14 protein-coding genes and 1 pseudogene are annotated in these 17666 nt (G+C 71.7%); 7 read left to right on the top strand and 8 right to left on the bottom strand.

Annotation, left to right across the window (positions count from 1 at the left end; genetic code table 11):
* Positions 1–114: 114 nt before the first annotated feature.
* Complete coding sequence (locus tag ABZ851_RS21725; protein ID WP_361130028.1) at positions 115–2295, bottom strand: SpoIIE family protein phosphatase; 2181 nt, start codon at positions 2293–2295, stop codon at positions 115–117.
* Positions 2296–2612: 317 nt separating this feature from the next.
* Between ABZ851_RS21725 and ABZ851_RS21720 the strand changes: the two genes are divergently transcribed.
* Both ABZ851_RS21720 and ABZ851_RS21715 read left to right on the top strand, forming a co-directional pair.
* Positions 2613–3389: a GNAT family N-acetyltransferase gene (locus tag ABZ851_RS21720; protein ID WP_361130026.1), complete on the top strand. Its 777-nt coding sequence runs from the start codon at positions 2613–2615 to the stop codon at positions 3387–3389.
* Between the two features lie 141 nt (positions 3390–3530).
* Entirely contained in the window at positions 3531–5495 is a 1965-nt protein-coding gene (locus tag ABZ851_RS21715) for an amino acid transporter (protein WP_361130023.1), read from the top strand.
* Between the two features lie 45 nt (positions 5496–5540).
* Here ABZ851_RS21715 and ABZ851_RS21710 read toward each other — a convergent pair whose 3' ends face one another.
* The 5 genes from ABZ851_RS21710 to ABZ851_RS21690 all read right to left on the bottom strand — a co-directional run bounded on the left by ABZ851_RS21710 (position 5541) and on the right by ABZ851_RS21690 (position 11136).
* On the bottom strand, positions 5541–6416 hold the full coding sequence (locus ABZ851_RS21710; protein ID WP_361130020.1) for a geranyl diphosphate 2-C-methyltransferase: 876 nt from the start codon (positions 6414–6416) through the stop codon (positions 5541–5543).
* Between the two features lie 37 nt (positions 6417–6453).
* Positions 6454–7512, bottom strand: coding sequence for a family 2 encapsulin nanocompartment cargo protein terpene cyclase (locus ABZ851_RS21705; protein ID WP_361130017.1), 1059 nt, complete (start codon positions 7510–7512; stop codon positions 6454–6456).
* An 18-nt stretch (positions 7513–7530) separates the two neighbouring features.
* Positions 7531–8973, bottom strand: coding sequence for a family 2B encapsulin nanocompartment shell protein (locus tag ABZ851_RS21700; protein ID WP_361130014.1), 1443 nt, complete (start codon positions 8971–8973; stop codon positions 7531–7533).
* 288 nt (positions 8974–9261) lie between these two features.
* Positions 9262–10152 (bottom strand): (2Fe-2S)-binding protein, encoded by an 891-nt coding sequence (locus ABZ851_RS21695; protein WP_361130011.1) that lies wholly within the window; start codon positions 10150–10152, stop codon positions 9262–9264.
* A 132-nt stretch (positions 10153–10284) separates the two neighbouring features.
* Positions 10285–11136 carry a LysR family transcriptional regulator gene (locus tag ABZ851_RS21690; protein ID WP_361130008.1) on the bottom strand — a complete coding sequence of 284 codons (852 nt, stop codon included), beginning with the start codon at positions 11134–11136 and terminating at the stop codon, positions 10285–10287.
* A gap of 172 nt (positions 11137–11308) precedes the next feature.
* On the opposite strand from ABZ851_RS21690, the pseudogene ABZ851_RS21685 reads away from it, so the two are divergent.
* From ABZ851_RS21685 to ABZ851_RS21665, 5 genes and pseudogenes are all read left to right on the top strand, one after another.
* Positions 11309–12094 (top strand): annotated as a pseudogene (locus ABZ851_RS21685) (EamA family transporter); the annotation flags it as partial.
* A gap of 414 nt (positions 12095–12508) precedes the next feature.
* Positions 12509–13438: an ABC transporter ATP-binding protein gene (locus tag ABZ851_RS21680; protein ID WP_361130005.1), complete on the top strand. Its 930-nt coding sequence runs from the start codon at positions 12509–12511 to the stop codon at positions 13436–13438.
* On the top strand, positions 13438–14184 hold the full coding sequence (locus tag ABZ851_RS21675) for an ABC transporter permease (RefSeq protein WP_361130002.1): 747 nt from the start codon (positions 13438–13440) through the stop codon (positions 14182–14184). Before ABZ851_RS21680 ends, ABZ851_RS21675 begins: the two co-directional genes overlap by 1 nt.
* 205 nt (positions 14185–14389) lie before the next feature.
* Positions 14390–15565, top strand: a complete 1176-nt coding sequence (locus ABZ851_RS21670) for a sensor histidine kinase (protein ID WP_361129999.1) — start codon at positions 14390–14392, stop codon at positions 15563–15565.
* Complete coding sequence (locus tag ABZ851_RS21665) at positions 15562–16167, top strand: response regulator transcription factor (protein ID WP_361129997.1); 606 nt, start codon at positions 15562–15564, stop codon at positions 16165–16167. The genes ABZ851_RS21670 and ABZ851_RS21665 overlap by 4 nt, the downstream gene beginning before the upstream one ends.
* Before the next feature lie 184 nt (positions 16168–16351).
* On the opposite strand, the gene ABZ851_RS21660 is transcribed toward ABZ851_RS21665, so the two are convergent.
* Both ABZ851_RS21660 and ABZ851_RS21655 read right to left on the bottom strand, forming a co-directional pair.
* Positions 16352–16600 (bottom strand): hypothetical protein, encoded by a 249-nt coding sequence (locus tag ABZ851_RS21660; protein WP_361129994.1) that lies wholly within the window; start codon positions 16598–16600, stop codon positions 16352–16354.
* An 86-nt stretch (positions 16601–16686) separates the two neighbouring features.
* Positions 16687–17418, bottom strand: a complete 732-nt coding sequence (locus tag ABZ851_RS21655) for a DUF4232 domain-containing protein (protein WP_361129991.1) — start codon at positions 17416–17418, stop codon at positions 16687–16689.
* Positions 17419–17666 lie beyond the last annotated feature (248 nt).

The raw sequence follows: 17666 nt of genomic DNA, 5'->3' as shown, positions 1-17666 counted from the left end.
GCCAAAATAGGCACGGTGCGCGGCGAAGGGCAGAGGGAGAGCGGGCCTTTGTGACGCCGGGGGCCGGTGGTGCCGGGCCCCGTCCGCGCCGGCCGGCCGGCGCCGGGCCGGGCGTCAGGTAGCGGTGAGCACCAGAGCGGCCTGGTCATCGGGGGTGGACCGGCCCGCGAAGGCGGTCACCGCGGCATGGACGGCCTCGATGAGACCGGCGGCACCGGACGCCGTGCCGGGGAGGGTGAGAAGGGCATCGGCCAGGCGGTGCTCGTCGAAGAACTCGCCGGTGACGGAGCGGGCCTCGGTGATGCCGTCGGTGACCAGCACCAGGCTGTCGCCCGGCGCGAGGTCGAGCCGGCAGGAGGCGCCGTGGAATTCCGGGCCGATCCCCAGGAGCAGGCCCGACTGGACCAGATGCTCGACCGTGCCGTCGGTGCGGCGCACGAGCGGCGGCACATGACCGGCCCGGATCAGCTCCAGTGCGAGGTGCGAAGGGGCGTGCCGCAGTTCGCCGTAGACGAGGGAGACGAAGTGGTCCTCGTCGAGCGGGCTGCCGGTGAGCGCGTCGTTGATGGCGGCGACCACGTCCGCCGGATCGTGCAGCAGACGCGCGGCGGCGCGTGCGGTGTGGCGGACCATGCCGGTGGTGGTGGCAGCCGGTGCGCCGCGCCCGCAGACATCGCCGATCATGAACGCCCAGCGGTCGTCGGGGAGCGGGAAGACATCGTAGAAGTCGCCGCCGACCTCCAGGCCTTCGCCGGCGGGGTGGTAGTACGCCGCCAGATCGGCACCGGGGATCCGGGGCAGCTCGGGAGGCAGCAGCCCGGCCTGCAGATCGCGGGCCAGCTGGACACGGTCGCTGAACTGGTGGGCGTTGTCGGCACTGGAGGCGGCCCGGCGGGCCAGCTCCTCGGCAAGGCCGATGGCATGGCCGTCCAGGGGCTCGTCGGTGGCCACGAGGGTCAGTACGCCGAAGGTACGGCCGAGGGTCCCCAGGGGGACGCTGACGTAACCGGTGACGCCGGGCGGCCCGGGACGGTCGCCGGGCGAGGCCGCCGGGTGGGTCTCCGTGGCGCCGGAGGCCAGGACGCGGGCCACCGCCCGGTCGACCTGCCCGGCCAGCACCGGGGAGGCGAGGAGGTCTTCCTCGGCCGGGGTGGCGGCGGCCACCGCGATCCGCCGGGTCCGGCCGTCCTCCAGTACATGGACGCTGCACAGCGGGGCCAGGGTCGGCACGGTCAACCGGGCCAGACACTGCAGGCAGTCCGCGTAGTGCGGCTCACGGGTGATGGCCGTGCTGGCGTCCAGCACGAAGGCCAGGTCCTCACGGGCCTCCCGCTCCAGCTCCCGGGCGGCGCGGCCCGCCTCCAGAGCCTCGTGGCGCTCGATGGCCAGCGCGGCGATCCGGGCGAACGCGGCACTGAGGGCCAGGTCCGTCTCCTCGGGGGCCTTGGGGGCACGGTGGTACATCGCAAAGGTGCCCAGCAGCCGGTCGTCCGTCCCCAGGATCGGGGTGGACCAGCACGCCGCGAGCCCGGCCCGCTCCGCCAGCTCCCGGTAGTCCTTCCACCGGTGATCGATGGCGATATCGGTGACGATCACCGGCACCCGCAGATACGCGGCCGTGCCGCACGAGCCCACGTCCGCACCGATAGCGATCCCGTCGATCGCCTCGTTGTAGAAGGCGGGCAGGCTCGGACCCGTGCCGTGCCGCAGCTGCCGGCCGGCGGGATCGGCCAGCAGCACCGAGACGATCAAGTCCGGCGACAGCTCCTCGATGGCCCGGGCCATACCGGTCAGAATGCTGCCCAGCGGGGCGTCGCGGGCGATCTGCTCCAGCAGGAGGCGCTGCTCGGACGCGAGGAGCTGGGCATGGTGGTGGACGGTGGTCTCCACCGCGATCACGATCACCCCGTCGACCTCGCCCACCGCGTCCCGGCGGGGCTCGTAGGTGAAGTCGAAGAAGCCCTCCCGCTCCTTCCCCGGCGCACCGAGCACCAGCCGCGCGCCACGGGCCCGGAACGAGGTGCCGGTGCGGTACACCGCATCGAGCCGGTCCAGCACGCCCTGCGGGCCCAGCTCCGGAATCAGCTCGCCGATCGGTGCGCCACGCTGCGTACGGCCGCCGCCGAACGCCTCGAAGAACGCCGGATTCGCCGCCTCCAGCAGATGGGAGGGGCCGCCCAGCGCAACGAAGATCACCGGAGCCTGATCGAACAGGTCCTCATAGTCCTCGGTCCGCCGGGACGGGGACCGGGGATGAGTGGTGACCGCGCCGAGGCGATCCGGCTGTAGGGACATGACAGGCCGCCTCTCTCTCACGCATCGACCGCGGCGCCCGTCCACCTCCACTCTGGCACACCACTCCGAGGAATCCAGCCACCGCCGAAGGGGTCACCGAGCGGATCCTCTCGGCGACATACTGCACTCCTCGTAGTCCTCCCGGCGTCCTCCCTGTCGTGCCGTACGCCTCGGGTCCCGGTGCGTCCGTTCGGGGTACGCAGCGCCTTTCCCGAGAGAGGCTGCGCCCCCTTCGGCCCCACCTCTCCTAGGGTCCTGAGGGCCGGTCCGGCCTCGGCCGGTGGCCGCTCCCGCCTCCGCCGACGGGATGGAACCCAGTGATCGAACTCGCCCCGGACCAACTCCCCCCGCTCACCGGCTGGTTCCCGCCCGGCTCCCCCGGGGCGGCCGCGCTGCCCGAACACGTACGGGCCTTCGGCACCGGCCGCTGGTGGGCCGACCGGGCCACCGCTCCGCGCGCCCTGGCCGTGGCCTGCGCGGACCACGTCCTGCTCCGCGGCGACCCGGGCGCGCTGGCCCCCGATGCCCTCGCCGTCTTCGGCGCGCACTATGTGCAGGCCCCCGCCCGCTTCCTGCCCGCCCTGGGCAGCGCCTTCGACCTGGTCGTGCCCTGGGAGCGGATGCTGTATCTGCACCAGGTGCCCGTACCGGTGCCGCGCGTACCGGACGGGGTGACGGTGCGTCGGCTGACGGCGGAGGATGCCCCGGCCTTGGCCGCCCTCGCCCCGGATGCGGCGTGGCTCCATGCGAGCTGGGGCGGCCCGGCGCCGCTCGCCGCCTCCGGGCTCGGCTGGGCCGCCTTCCGGGAGGGGGACGCCCTCGCCGTTTCCTGTCCGTACTTCCAGGGCACCCGCTACGAAGACCTCGCCTGCTTCACCGCCCCCGGACACCGCCGTCAGCGCCTGGCCCTGGCCTGTGTGACCGCCCTGTGCCGGGACGTCGCCACCCGCGGCCACGTCCCGAGCTGGACCTGCTCCCGCGACCACCGTCCCAGCCGGCTCCTCGCCTGGACCGCGGGATTCCGTCTGGCGCGCGAGTACGTGCACCACCTCACCGGAAAGCCGGCCCGTCAGGGAGCCGCACTTCCCGCCTGAACGCCCGCCCGCCGTCCCGGTCCCCGGGGACACGAACGCGCCACACCGCCGGACACCACGGCGACGACGCCCCGCCTGCATACGCTGACGTGGCCGTCCCGTCGACGGCCGGCCCCCTTCGCGGTACGACAGGAGCACACGATGGCCGCCTCCGCCGGTTCTCCTTCCCGGGCCGCAGCACGGCATCGCCTGCGAGCATGGATGCTGGAGGGCCTGGCCGACATGGCCAAGCACCACCCCGGGCCGCACGCGGGTGCCCAGAGCGCCCACCGTGGACAGCGGTGGTGGCGGGTCATGTGCCTGACCGGTGTCGACTACTTCTCGACACTCGGCTATCAGCCGGGCATCGCCGCCCTGGCCGCGGGCGTGCTGTCGCCGGTCGCCACCCTGGTCCTGGTCCTGGTGACGCTGGCCGGCGCGCTGCCGGTGTACCGGCGGGTGGCCCGGGAGAGCCCGCACGGCCAGGGCTCGATCGCCATGCTGGAGCGGCTGCTGTCCTTCTGGCAGGGCAAGTTGTTCGTGCTGACCCTGCTGGGGTTCGCCGCCACCGACTTCCTGATCACCATCACCCTGTCGGCCGCCGACGCCGCCACCCACCTCGTGGAGAACCCGCACCTCACCAGCGCCCTGCACAACGGCCAGCTGGTCATCACGCTGATCCTGATCGCGCTGCTGGGCGCGGTGTTCCTCAAGGGCTTCCTGGAGGCCATCGGGGTGGCCATCGTCCTGGTGGGCCTCTACCTGGGGCTCAATGTGGTGGTGGTCGTCGCCGGAGTGTGGCATGTGGCCACCGCGCCCCATGTCGTCACCGACTGGTCCCATGCCCTGACCACCGAGCACGGCAGCGCCCTGGCGATGGTCGGCGTGGCCCTGCTGGTCTTCCCGAAGCTGGCCCTGGGCCTGTCCGGGTTCGAGACCGGGGTGGCCGTCATGCCCCATATCGAGGGCGACCCCGACGACACCGAGGAGCGTCCCACCGGGCGCATCCGGGGCGCGAAGAAGCTGCTCACCACCGCCGCCGTGATCATGAGCGTCTTCCTCATCATCACCAGCTTCCTCACGACCCTGCTCATCCCCGAGCCCGCGTTCCGGCCCGGCGGGCCCGCCAACGGACGCGCCCTGGCCTACCTGGCCCACGAATATCTGGGCTCCGCCTTCGGCACGGTCTACGACGTCTCCACCATCGCCATCCTCTGGTTCGCCGGCGCCTCGGCGATGGCCGGCCTGCTGAACCTCATGCCGCAGTACCTGCCGCGCTACGGCATGGCGCCCCACTGGGCACGCGCGGTCCGCCCGATGGTGCTGGTCTTCACCCTGGTCGCCTTCCTGGTGACCTGGATCTTCGACGCCGATGTGGACGCCCAGGGCGGCGCCTACGCCACCGGCGTCCTGGTCCTGATCAGCTCCGCCGCGATCGCGGTGACCATCACCGCACGGCGCGCCCGCGAGCGGGGCTGGACGATCGGCTTCGCGGTGATCTCCGTGGTGTTCCTCTACACCACCGTGGCGAACGTCGTCGAGCGCCCCGACGGGGTGAAGATCGGTGCCTGCTTCATCGCCGGGATCATCCTGCTGTCGTTCCTCTCCCGCCTCGCCCGCGCCTTCGAGCTGCGGGTGACCAGCGTCGTGCTCGACGAGACGGCCGAACGGTTCATCCGCGACGTCGCCCACCGCAAGATCCGCTTCATCGCCAACGAGCCCGACCAGCGCGATCTGGCCGAATACCGCGACAAGCTCCAGCAGATCCGCACCGACAACGACCTCCCGGTCGACGACGACTTCATCTTCGTCGAGGTCACCGTCGGCGACCCGTCCGAGTTCGAGAGCGAACTACGGGTACGCGGCGAGGTCATGCACGGCCGCTTCCGGGTGCTCGCCCTCGAAAGCTCCACCATCTCCAACGCGCTGGCCGCGCTGCTGCTGCACGTACGCGACGCCACCGGAGCGCGGCCGCACATCTACTTCGAGTGGACCGAGGGCAACCCCTTCGCCCAGTTCCTCCGCTTCTTCCTCTTCGGGCAGGGGGAAGTCGCTCCCGTCACCCGTGAAGTCCTGCGCGAGGCCGAACCCGACCGCGACCGTCGCCCCCGCGTCCACGTCGGCTGAACGAGTCCGGCCGGGGCGTTGCGCAGGGGCGGCGGTCGCGGTGACTCAGACGCGGTCGGCGGCGATCAGCAGGTACTGGAAACTGCCGTTGCGGTAGGCGTTGAGGAAGGTCTCCTCGATGCCCGTGACCAAGTGGTCGGCCTTCCGGCGCAGTTCCCAGTACGGCAGCGCGGCCTCGGTCAGGTCCTGGACGTGCACGGGGACGAGCCGGTTGCGGGCCATGGCACGGAAGTACGCCGAACGGGGGTGGATGTCACAGATGTAGTGGGCGTTGATCAGGGACACCTCGCGGGAGGCGCGCCCGTAGGCGTCGTTGTAGCAGCCGGTGATCGTGACATACCGTCCCCCGCGCCGCAGCAGCCGTGCGTGCTCCGCGAACAGCAGGTCCAGCTCGACGTACATGGTCGACTCGTTGTTCCAGGACGCCGCGTACGCGCCGGAGGTGAAGCCGGTGTCGAGCATGTTGCGGTGGTGGTAGCGCACCTTGTCGTCGATGCCGCGCTTGCGGGCCTGCGCGTTGGCGAAGTCGGCCTGCTTGGCGGAGATCGTGGCCCCGTCGGCGTGGCAGCCGTAGCGCAGATGCGCCACCACGCTGCCGCCGCCGCGTCCGCACCCGGCGTCGAAGACACGGTCGGTGGGGGAGAGGTCGCCGAGGTGGGAGGCGAGGAGTTCGGCCTGGGCGTGCTCCAGCCGGTGCAGTTCGCCGGTGACCCGCTCGCGGCGGAGGTCCGGGTCCTGCTCGTCCAGCACCGACCAGTCGGCGTCCCCGATGCCGTAGTGGTGGTGGTAGAGGTCATCGATCTGACCGAGTTCGAGGTTGACCGGGTTTTCCTCGGCGTTCCAGTAATCCGCGACGCGGGACTGGTACGTGGACTGGGTCGGCACCGGTGTACGGGCGGTGTCGGCGTGAGCGATGGTCAACGGTGACTCCTTGCGAGGTTGCGCGGGATCGGTCGGTCTACCAGTAGTGGGGCAGCTGGTAGCGGTCGGTGTTGGTGGCGTGCCACTCGTGGTTGCCGGAGACCCAGGCGGCCAGGCCCCGGAGGTACCTTTCGAGGAGGGGCGAGAGGGCGGCCAGCGGGGCCGACTCCGTCTCGAACGCCTCCATGATCTGGTTGTGGATCTCGACGCTCTTCAGGTAAGCGGCCTTCAGCCCGCGCTTGTCGTGGGCGGCCACCACTTGCGGCAGGTTCAGGTGCGTCGGGTCACTCGCCAACTCCTTGGTGAAGGAGTACAGGTCGTTGACGATGGTCGTGGCGTTGCAGGCCAGCGCCGTGACCCGCTGGACCTCGGGGCGGGCGTAGAGCGCTTCGGGCAGTTCGTAGCCGTCCACGGCGTCGACGAGGGACAGGCAGGGGCGGAAGTTGTTGAACTGCCGCATCACCAGGTACTCCCAGACCTGCGGTACGTGCCGGGTCTCCGCCCAGGAGGCCTCGGCGAGATAGCCGAGGTGCAGCCGCGCGGCGTCATGGACGAACCGGTTCGTCTGGCTGGGGGTGGCGAGGGCGGCGTAGTCCTTCAGGGCCCAGTGGTACGAGCGCAGGGGGCCGTCGGCCTGTACGCCGTGGCGCCACTCCTCCTCCAGTCCCGGGGTGCCGTGGAAGGGATCGAGGGCCGACTGGGCGATGATCAGCCGGCCGCCCAGGCCGCGGCGCGCGGCTCCGCGGCCTTCGTCCTCCTCGCAGTAGCAGCTGTCGACGATGTTCTCCGCCAGCAGCAACTCACCGGCGACGGTGAGGCGTTCGAGATCGGCCGCACCGGGATGCTGCAGGACGACGGCCCGGCCGACCTGGAACTGTGCGAAGTCCCCGGTCCACTGGGCGGGGAAGAGATCCAGCCGGCGGGCCCAGGCCTCCAGCCTGCGGTCGATCTCCTTGGCCTTGTCCGGGTCGGCGGGGGCGGCGGGCCGGTACCTCAGCCCGGGGACGGCCCCGCCGCGTCGGGCCCGCACGCTGCGGGCGAGGTTCGGCGGGCCGGGCAGCGAAAACCCGGCGGCGGTGTCGGGGGGCGTGCTCATGCTGCGTACTCCACCTGGTCAGTCGCTGCTCCGGCCGATCTGGACGTTCTCCAGGACTCCGGCCGCGTCGGGCACGAGGATGGCCATCGAGTAGTAGGCGGTGACCAGGTATTTGATGATGGCGGCGTCGTCGACGCCCATGAAGCGGACGTTCAGGCCGGGCTGGAACTCCTCGGGGATACCGGTCTGGTGCAGGCCGACGACCCCCTGGTCCGCCTCGCCGGTACGCAGCGCGATGATGCTGCTGGTGTTCGCGTCACTGATCGGGATCTTGCCGCACGGGAAGATCGGGACGCCGCGCCAGGCGGGGACCTCGTGCCCGTCGACGTTCGCGGTGCCCGGCACCAGACCACGCTTGTTGCACTGCCGGAAGAAGGCGGCGATCGCCTTCGGATGGGCCAGGAACAGCCGCGTCTTGCGGCGCATGGACAACAGCTCGTCCATGTCGTCGGGGGTGGGCGGGCCGGTGTAGGTGCTGATGCGCTGGCCGTAGTCGGCGTTGTGCAGCAGCCCGAACTCCCGGTTGTTGACCATCTCCCATTCCTGGCGCTCGCGGATCTCCTCGACGGTGAGCCGGAGTTGCTGCTGGGTCTGGTCCATGGGCTCGTTGTAGAGATCGGCGACCCGGCTGTGCACCCGGAGCACGGTCTGGGTCAGGGAGAGTTCGTACTCGCGCGGGGCGAGGTCGTAGTCGACGAAGCCGCCGGACAGCGTCGGCTCGCCGACGTGCCCCGCCGCCACCGGCACCTCCGCCTCCCCCCGGCGGTTCGCGGGACGCTGCTGCCGCTCCGCGAACGCCGCCAGGTGGGCGGCCAGCGACGGCACCCGGTCGGTGAACTCCCGGATCACGTCCCAGGGAAGCACCATCAGCACGCCGGCCGTCTCGGCCCGCACCGAACTCAGCCACAGCGGGTCGGGACGCCCGATCGCCTCGTCCCCCATCTGGTCGCCGTCCGTGACGACGCCGATGACCTCCTCCCCGCCGTACTTGCCGGCCGTGTAGCGGGCGAACCGGCCGTGAACGACGAGATACGCCTCGGTGGCGGGCTGCCCTGCCTCGAAGAGCACCTGCCCGGCCCGCACCTCACGGACCCGGAAGCGGCCCGCGAGCTCGTTCAGCACCCCGACGTCGTCGTAACCACGCAGGGCGGGCAGCTCCGTGAGCGTCTGGGGGATCACCTTGATGTCGTCCGCGCCGTTCTGCTCGAACTGGACACGCCCCCGGCCGACACGGAGTTGCAGACGCCGGTTGACCCGGTAGGTGCCGCCCTTGACGTCCACCCACGGCAGCATCTTCAGCAGCCACCGCGAGGTGATGGCCTGCATCTGGGGCTCGGTCTTGGTGGTGGTCGCCAGCCGGCGCGCGGCCCGGGTACTGAGGCTGGTGAGCGCGCTGTCTGCGGATGGTTCGAGAGCGGGCTCCTCGGCAGCGGAACCGGTGACACTGTCCGGTACGGACACATTCCCTCCCGGGACGTGAACAGAAGTGAGCAAAGCGGCCGGTGATGAACAAAGGTGGCCGTGCGTCACCAAGCCAAACAGACCGGAGATCATCTCGGTACGGCGTGAAAGGGGGCGGCCTCGCATTCAGAAGGCACAAACCCCGGCCCGACCCGAACAGCGCCCACCCGTGCATCCGCACGCCCTCCGGCCACTGCATGATCCAGGAATATGTGCGCGGGGAGGGGTGCCCGTATCGCTCATCGGCGGTGGTCCCGGGCGGCGATCCGATCGGAAACGGGACAGCCCTTAGGGCCGTCGACCGGAACGCCGTACCTGAGGTCGCGCAAGGACGCAATCGCCGCAGAGGGCTCCCGAGGCGTTCGGAGCGGCACGGTAGATCAAGCAGCAACTCCGCCGCCGGAAGCGCCCGTTGCGGGCGTTCAGGGTGTGGGTGTCCCGGAGCTGCGGCCGGCTCAGGAACAGCAGGGCCGCTGTGCGTGCCGGGCGTGCCAGGGCCGGTGCCGCGGACACCATGCCTGTGGCCGCGCCGTTCACCGCCGATGCCACATTGCCCCACAGGATGCGCGGGGAGACCGAGAAGGACGCTGCGGCGTCGACCAGTTCGCGGACCGGCCCGTCGAGCAGGTTCTCTACGGTGTCGGTGTCGGTGTCGGCGTCCGCGGAGGTGCAGGCGTCGGCGTTTGCGGAGGCGCCGGCGTCGGCCGGGGTAGGGATACGGGCAGGGGCGCCGTCATCGGAGGACGGGCCGGAGCCGCGGAGGGCACTACCGGCGGCGAGTGCAGCCACCGTCTCCCGCGGCAGTGACAGGGGGAACGCGCCTCCGAGGCCGGAGTGCCACCTGAGATCGTCCAGGGTGGGCGGTGGTGAGGGCAGGCGCAGGCTGTGCAGGGCGGTCAGCCCGAGCATCGGCGAGAGGACCCGCGCCACCAGACCCAGATGTGCCACGGACGCGGCCACCCGCAGTTCGACAGCCTCGGCCGGCCTGCCGCTGCGGGCGGCAAGCGAGGCACGCACCGCGGTGACACGCTCCCGCAGGACGCCGCTCTCCTCTCGCGCCACCTCGCTCAACGGGCGCCAGGGGGAGACGAGTTCCGACGTCGAGGGGTGCGTCTCGAAGGCGAAGAAGGGCCCGAGGGCCGCGGCCTGTGCCTGCCGGGCGGCAGTGGGTTCCGTCATGGCTATCCGTCCGGTTTTGAAGGGGCGGGGGAGGGCCGGGGGTGGAAGCCGGTCGCGCAGAAGAGCCGGTCGTGCGGCAGGTGGCGCTGCCGGGGTCGAGCGCCGCAGTGCTACCGGGCAGCGCACAGCCCTTCACTTCCCCCGTTGGTAGAGGTCGGTCAGCAGCGCGACGGCAGCGTGGGTCGCCGGATGCGGGTCTTGGCGCCGCCAGATGAGGTGGACCGCGATGGGCGAGGCGTCGCGCAGCCGCCGGAAGACGATCCCGTCGCGCCGGTACTGGTTGACGGTGCTCTCGGGGGTGATGCCGACGCTGCGGCCGGTGGCGATCAGCGCGAGCCAGTCATCGATGTCCTGGGTGTACTCCACGACGGGACGCGCTGACGCGGGCCACAGGTCGGCCGTGGTGGTGCCGGTGCGCCGGTCGATGAGGAGGGTGCGTTCGCGGATGTCGGCCAGGGCGATGGAGCGGCGGGTGACCCAGGGGTCGTCGTCGGCCATGGCGCAGTAGCGGCGTTCCCGGCCGACGACGGCGCTGGCGAAGCGCGCGTCATCGAAGGCGGTACGCACCACGGCCAGGTCGCACAGCCCCTCCGCCAGGCCGCCGGTGGGGGAATTGGTGCGGACCAGATGCAGTTCGACGTCGGGATAGCGGGTGGCCCAACGCCGCTGGTACTCGGCGGTGTGCCGGCCCATGGCCGACCATGCGTGGCCGATCCGCAGCCGGGTGTGGCCGGTGGTGGCTTCGCGGATGAGGTTGTCGGCCTCGGCGAGCACCTTGCGGGCGCGCGCCAGCACCTGGACGCCGGCGGTGGTGGGGATGACGTTCCTGCTGGTGCGGTGCAACAGCCGTACCCCCAGGGAGTCTTCGAGCGAACTGAGCGTGCGGGACACCGCCGCCTGGGAGACGCCGAGATCGAGGGCGGCATCGGTGAAGCCGCCGGCGTCGACGATCGCCACCAGACAGCGCAGGTGTCGCAGTTCCATTGTCCAGATCCATAACCACGGCGCATCGATGAGTACGTGCATGCATTTTACGTATGGATGTGTCCGGCCGGATGCTCGGTGCATGGGAAAGAGCACTCAAGGCCCGTGGCACCCCGAGGCCGCTCGTGGGGGACCGGCGGCGCACCCGGGCCGTGCGGCGGGGGTGGCGCTGATGTTCGGCAGCGGGCTGTCCAACCAGATAGGTGCCGCGACCGGAGCGCTGGCGTTTCCGGTGATCGGGCCGGCGGGCGTGGTGGCCGTACGGCAGTGGGTGGCCGGACTCGTCCTGCTGGCGGTGGGGCGCCCGCGGCTGCGCGCGTTCACCTGGCGGCAGTGGTGGCCGGTGCTGTGCCTGGCGGCGGTGTTCGCCACGATGAACCTGTCCCTCTACACGGCGATCGACCGCATCGGTCTGGGCCTCGCGGTGACCCTGGAATTCCTCGGGCCGCTGGTCGTGGCACTGGCCGCCTCCCGCCGCCTGACGGACCTGCTGTGCGCCCTCGTCGCCGGGGCCGCGGTCGTCCTGCTGACCCGCCCGCAGCCGGCCACCGACTACGCGGGCATCGCGCTGGGCCTGCTCGCCGCCGTGTGCTGGGCGTCCTACATCCTGCTCAACCGGCTCGTCGGCGCCCGGCTGCCGGGCGCGGAGGGCTCGGCCGCGGCCGCCGGCGTCTCCGCCCTGCTGTACCTACCCGTCGGAACCGCCGTGCTCGCCGACCACCACCCCAGCGCGAGCGCCGTGGGGTACGCGGCCGTCGCGGGCCTCCTCTCCTCGGCCGTCCCGTTCCTCGCCGACCTGCTCGCACTGCGCCGGGTCCCCGCCCGCTTCTTCGGCGTCTTCATGAGCGTCAACCCCGTCCTTGCGGCACTCGTCGGCCTCGTCGTCCTGGACCAGACCCTCCAAGGAATCGACTGGCTGGCCATCACGGCCATCGTGACGGCCAACACCGTCAGCATCCTGGCGGGCGGCTCGCGCCCCACGGCAGCCCCGTCTGCCGGTCGCCGTACGGCAGCTCCGGACGAGGCGGCTGATCCTGCGGTGGGGGGTGCGCTCACGGGCGGGGCTGCCCCGGCCGCGGGGGGCCACGCCCGCCGCGGTGATCACCCCCGCGGCGGAGACCACTCTCACGGCGGGCCCCACCGGCGCGCCGGGCTCCAACCCCACGGCGCTGCACGGCCGCCCGCCCGCGTCGATCCCGTGCCGTGAGGTCTGCTGAGCGGCGTACCGCGTAGGCGGCAGCGCGGACCGCGGTGTGCCGGCCGGCAGTGCCGGAGCTTCCCCGCGCACCTCCCTCCACCGGGACAAATGTCCCGAAGAACGCGGGGCCGGTGCCTCTGCCGCCGGGGGGGGCCGGAAACTTAGCGTGCAGGCATGTCACAGACGATCAGAGATCACGCGGCGGAGTTCTCCGGCGTATCCAAGAGTTTCCTTCAGGTGAAGGCGGTCGACAGGCTGGAGCTGTCGGTCGGCCGGGGCAGGATCACCGCGCTGCTCGGCCCCAACGGGTCGGGCAAGTCCACGTTGATCGACATGCTTCTGGGCCTGCTGCGTCCGGACCGCGGACGGGTCGAGGTGTTCGGCAAGGCACCCGATGCGGCCGTACGGGCCGGGCTGGTCGGTGCGATGCGGCAGGACGGGGCCTTCCCCGCCAGTGCCAAGGTCCGCGAGGTCCTGGAGCTGGCACGACGGCTCTATCCGCAGCCCGCGTTACTGAGTGAGCTGGTCGAAGTGGCGGATGCCGACGGCTTGTTGAGCCGGCGCGTGGACGGACTGTCGGGTGGTCAGCTGCAGCGGGTGCGCTTCGCCTTCGCGGCCGCGGGCGTGCCCGGCCTGCTCGTGCTCGACGAGCCGACGGTCGCCATGGACGTCGAGGCCCGGGCCCGCTTCTGGGAAGGCATCAGGAGCTGGGCCGAGCGTGGCCGGAGCGTGCTGTTCTCCACCCACTACCTGGAGGAGGCCGACACCGCGGCCGACCGGATCGTCGTGATGAACCGCGGCAGGATCCTGGCCGAAGGAACCGGCGGGGAGATCAAGCGGACGGTGGGCAGACGCACGGTCAGCTTCCGTACGGAGGGTCCGCCGCCGGCCGGAGTGGAGTTACTGCCCGGCGTCTGCGGCGTGGAGCGGCAGCACGACAGGGTCCGGCTGTACACGACCGACTCCGACGCCACCCTCCACGCCGTGCTGTCCGGCGGCTTCGCGGCCCGGGATCTCGAACTGTCCGGGAGCAGCCTCGAAGAGGCCTTCCGCGCGCTCACCACCGGGGCCGCTCACCAGGCTGTACGGGAGGTGAAGCACTGATGCTGACGCGTCATTACCTCCGCTTCGAGCTGCGGCGGTTGCGCCGCGATCCGAAGTTCGTGGTGCTCACCGTGGCCATGCCGGCGCTGCTGTACCTGATGCTCTCCACGGTCGGCGGCGGCCCGGGCGCTCCGGGGGCCGGATACGCCCCGGATGCCGTGGTCATGGCCGGTATGGCCTGCCACGGAGTGCTGATGGTGACCGTCACCAACGGGGTCAACATCGCACTCGACCGGAACATCGGCTGGGTCGCGCAGCTGCGTACCACTCCGCTGCGCGCGACGCAGATAGTCCTCGGCAAGGGAGTCAGCGGCCTGCTGCTCTCTCTGCTCTCGCTGCTGGCCGTCTTCCTGATCGGCGGGTTGGCACACGGCATCCCACTGAGCGCTGCCCAGTGGCTGGAGGCCGGCGCGATCACCTGGCTGGGCAGTCTGCCCTTCGCCCTGCTGGGCGTGGCCCTGGGCTTCCTCGTCTCGCCCACCACCAGCGGCCCCGCCGTCATGGCCTGCGTCATCGGCATGTCCGCGCTGGGTGGGCTGTGGGTACCGGCACGGCTGTTCCCCGAATCCCTCCAACGCGTGTCCGAGGTGCTGCCCACCAACCACTGGGTCCACCTCAGCCAGGCTCTTCTGGAGGGCGGGGCATCTCCCCTGCCGGGACTGGCGGACCTCGCGGTGCTGGGGGGATGGACGGTGGGCTTCGCGCTGTTGGCCGGCTTCGCCTTCCGGCGGGAGGTGACGCGTTGAGCCGCGACAGTGGTGGGGCGGGGGCCCGGAGCACGGGCACCGTGCCGACGCTCACCGTGGACCGTGCGCCCACGAGAGGCCGGAGCAGGGGCGCTGCTCCGCCGCCCGCTGCCTGCCGTGGACGATCCGGCCATGACAAGCCGGAGGATAGACTGAGAGTGCTGCAGGACGTGGTCCGAGCGCGGCGCGGCGGGAGGGGACGTTCATGAGCCGGGGCTTCGGACCGGGTGCGAAGGCCGCGGGCGGGACGGGGGAGCCCGCCTCCTCCCGGGGCGCCGTGGCCGGCACCACGGTCGGACTCATTCCGCTGTTCGGCCTGGTCCCCTCGCTCTCCGCATCGGACAGCCCGCTCCTCACCGCCCTTGCGGCCGCCTGCGCCCTGGGCCTCTTCGCGGCCTCCCAGGTGATCCTCGCCTGGTCCTACCACTCCGCCCGGCTCGACCAGCGGTTCCGGTTCGCCCTGCTGGTGGTGCTCACGGCGCTGTCCGTGGCACTCCCGCTGTGGCTCGGCAAAGACTGGACCCTCCTGCTGCCGTATCTGTCAGCGACCGGCGCGGTCGCCGTACCCGCGAGGCTGACCCTCCCCGCGCTCGCGGCCTCGGCAGCGCTGGCCTTCTTCGTGGCGGGCCGGACCGGAGCGGACACCACCGCGCTGGTGGTGATGACCACCGCGGTCGGCCTGGCCATGACGACCTATCGCCGCATCCTCGACCTCAACGCCGAACTCCGGCGCACCCGGCGCGCACTGGCGCGGGCCGCGGTGACCGAGGAGCGGCTGCGCTTCTCCCGGGACATGCACGACACACTGGGCCACAGCCTCCTCCAGCTCACCCTGCGGGCGGAAGTGACACGGCGGCTCTACCGGGCGGGCGAGACGGACGTGGAGGCCGAGCTCCAGAAGATCGAGGACATGGGCCGTCAGTGCCTGGAGCAGGTGCGGGGGGCCGTCACCGGCTACCGGCGGCTCAGCCTGTCAGCGGTCATCGAGGAGGCCCGCACGACACTGGCTGACGCAGGGGTCTCGGTGACGGTGGACGCCGCGGCCGGCCGGCTGCCCGAGGTGGTGGAGACGGCGCTGAGCTGGGTCGCCCGCGAGGCCCTGACCAACGTCGCCCGGCACTCCCGGGCCACCAACTGCCGCGTCGTGTTCCGCAGTGAGGACGGCCGGGCCCTCCTGCAGGTACTCGACGACGGCATAGGGCCCGCCCGGTCCGTCCGGCACGCTCGTCCGGGGCCCGACGGCAATGGGCTGGCCGGTCTCACCGAGCGGGTCACCGCGCTCGACGGCCGCCTGCGCACCGGCTCCGCTCCGGGCGGCGGCTTCCGCCTCCAGGCCGCCATTCCCCTCGCGGCGGCCGACCGCGCCCGGGAGACGACATGATCCGGGTGCTCCTCGCCGAGGACCAGGCCATGGTGCGCGGTGCCCTCGCGACCCTGCTCGGCCTGGAGCCCGACATCACGGTGGTCGGCCAGGTGGCGGACGGGCCGGCTGCCGTGTCCGCCGCACACCGACTGCGGCCGGACCTGTGCCTGCTCGACATCGAGATGCCCGGAGGCAGCGGACTGGACGCCGCCGTGGCCCTGCACGCCGAACTGCCCGAAACGAAAATCCTGATCTTCACGGTCTTCGACCGGCCGGGCCATCTGCAGCGCGCGCTCGCGGCCGGGGCCGGCGGTTTCATCGGGAAGAACAGGCCGGTGGACGAGCTTGCGGTGGCGATCCGTCAGGTGATGTCCGGGGAGACGGTGATGGATCCCGCACTGGCCGCCGCGGCGCTGCGGGCCGGGCCCAACCCGCTCACCCGCCGCGAACGGGAGGTGCTGGCAACGGCGATCGACGGGGCGTCGGTCCCCGCCATCGCGGCGCGGGTGCACCTCTCCGAGAAGACGGTGCGCAACTACCTATCCTCGGCGATCCAGAAGACGGACACCGCCAACCGCTTCGAAGCCGCCCACACGGCACGCGAGCGCGGGTGGCTGTAGGCGTCCTGGCGGAGCGGGCGGTGACCGATCTCCGCCGAGCCCAGGTGCGCGGCCGGGCCGCCGCACTGCGCTCGGGCGAGCGGGTCCGCGCAGCGGAAGGCCCGCTGCCCCGGCGTGACACACCGGGGCAGCGGGCCTTGCCGGCTCTGCGCAGGCGGGACGAGTCCCTGCCGGCGGAGAGCGGTCAGCGGTTGAAGATGGGCATGATGGCCTTGCTGTCGTCGCACCACACCTCGTGGTACCCATTCGCCTGTGCGTACGGGAGTTCCGTCGCTTCGCACTCCGCCTTCGAGGGGTACTTCTCGCCACCGACGGGGACCCAGCCGTCGCCGGGGGGCGGAGCGGCGGAGGCGGTGGTGGCGGTCAGGGGGATGGCGACGGCTGCGGCACCCACCGCGAGACCGACACCGATTCGCTTACGCCACGACTTCATGGTGATCTCCTTGCTCCTCTTTGACGCTCTGAGCTGGTCCGGCTCAGAGAGGTACTGGGCTCATGTCCGGGGCGGTGCCGAGGGGGTCAGCCGATGGGGTTGACGAAGGTGCCGGGGTGGGTGGCGCTCCGCTGGTCGACGAGGGTGCCCCAGGGCCACTTCACGGTCAGTGAGGTGGTCTCGTTGGGCGGGGTGACGTCGGCGAAGGCGGGCTGGTAGAAGCCGGTCTCTTCCTTGGTCATGGCGACGTTGAGCGTGAAGTCGGTGCTGTCCCCGGGCTGCAGGGTGATCGAGCTGAACTTCTTCGACGAGCGGGCCAGCGACCAGCGCTCGCCGCCGTTCTCGGACTTGAGGTCCACGCCGGGGAAGCCGCCGATCTTGCAGGCGCTGCTGCCCTTGTTGGTCAGGACGATGCTGGTGGTCGTGCCGCCGCTCGCGTTCGGGTCCGGGGCCGCGTCTTCGCCCGTGGCGAATGCGGCCGTCAGGCCGGAGGTGTGGCAGCGCTGGACGCCCGAAACCGCCCCGCCACCGCCCCCGGCACGCGCGCCGCCCGGCTTCTTGCCCGTACCGCCCGCCTTGGTATCGGCCTTGGCACCGGAGTCCGCCTGGGCATCGGAGTCCTGCGCTCCGGCGGAGGCGCCCGCGCCGCTGGACTCGACGGCGGCCGCGCCCGCGTCCGTGCGGCCGGCGGGCTTCGCACCGGTGGCGTCCGCGCCGGAGCAGGCGGTCAGGGTGAGACCGGCGGCCGCGGTCAGGGCCGCGGCGGCAAGGCGCAGAGTGCGGCGACGGGCGGTGCGCACAGTGGTGCTGGAGCTCATGACGGGTCCCCCCAGGACGGTCGGTGTCGTTGTCTCCTCGGTACGTCACCCACTTTGGTCAGGACCACTAGTGCAAGGCTGCCGCTCCGCTAACGTCCGGCTAACACGGCGGTGAGGAGTGAAGAGGCGTCAAGAAAGGCCCGAAGGCCCAGGAAAGACCGCTCAGTCGGGGAACACGCCGCCGTCGGCCGGAAGCAGGGCAACGCCCCGAGGCGCAACGATGCCGACCACATGCTCGGCAGGGCGCG

The sequence above is a fragment of the Streptomyces sp. NPDC047049 genome, assembly GCF_040643995.1.
In the GTDB taxonomy this organism is placed as follows: domain Bacteria; phylum Actinomycetota; class Actinomycetes; order Streptomycetales; family Streptomycetaceae; genus Streptomyces; species Streptomyces mooreae.
The sequence above is the reverse complement of the archived record's forward strand: the minus strand, read 5'-3'. Positions and strand labels throughout refer to the sequence as shown.

What these genes read in the sequence shown, in the direction of transcription:
- ABZ851_RS21665 (WP_361129997.1), top strand. Translation starts at nt 15,562, where the DNA reads ATGATCCGGGTGCTCCTCGCCGAGGACCAGGCCATGGTGCGCGGTGCC.
- ABZ851_RS21705 (WP_361130017.1), bottom strand. Translation starts at nt 7,512, where the DNA reads ATGAGCACGCCCCCCGACACCGCCGCCGGGTTTTCGCTGCCCGGCCCG.
- ABZ851_RS21655 (WP_361129991.1), bottom strand. Translation starts at nt 17,418, where the DNA reads ATGAGCTCCAGCACCACTGTGCGCACCGCCCGTCGCCGCACTCTGCGC.
- ABZ851_RS21690 (WP_361130008.1), bottom strand. Translation starts at nt 11,136, where the DNA reads ATGGAACTGCGACACCTGCGCTGTCTGGTGGCGATCGTCGACGCCGGC.
- ABZ851_RS21660 (WP_361129994.1), bottom strand. Translation starts at nt 16,600, where the DNA reads ATGAAGTCGTGGCGTAAGCGAATCGGTGTCGGTCTCGCGGTGGGTGCC.
- ABZ851_RS21675 (WP_361130002.1), top strand. Translation starts at nt 13,438, where the DNA reads ATGCTGACGCGTCATTACCTCCGCTTCGAGCTGCGGCGGTTGCGCCGC.
- ABZ851_RS21670 (WP_361129999.1), top strand. Translation starts at nt 14,390, where the DNA reads ATGAGCCGGGGCTTCGGACCGGGTGCGAAGGCCGCGGGCGGGACGGGG.
- ABZ851_RS21680 (WP_361130005.1), top strand. Translation starts at nt 12,509, where the DNA reads ATGTCACAGACGATCAGAGATCACGCGGCGGAGTTCTCCGGCGTATCC.
- ABZ851_RS21695 (WP_361130011.1), bottom strand. Translation starts at nt 10,152, where the DNA reads ATGACGGAACCCACTGCCGCCCGGCAGGCACAGGCCGCGGCCCTCGGG.
- ABZ851_RS21725 (WP_361130028.1), bottom strand. Translation starts at nt 2,295, where the DNA reads ATGTCCCTACAGCCGGATCGCCTCGGCGCGGTCACCACTCATCCCCGG.
- ABZ851_RS21715 (WP_361130023.1), top strand. Translation starts at nt 3,531, where the DNA reads ATGGCCGCCTCCGCCGGTTCTCCTTCCCGGGCCGCAGCACGGCATCGC.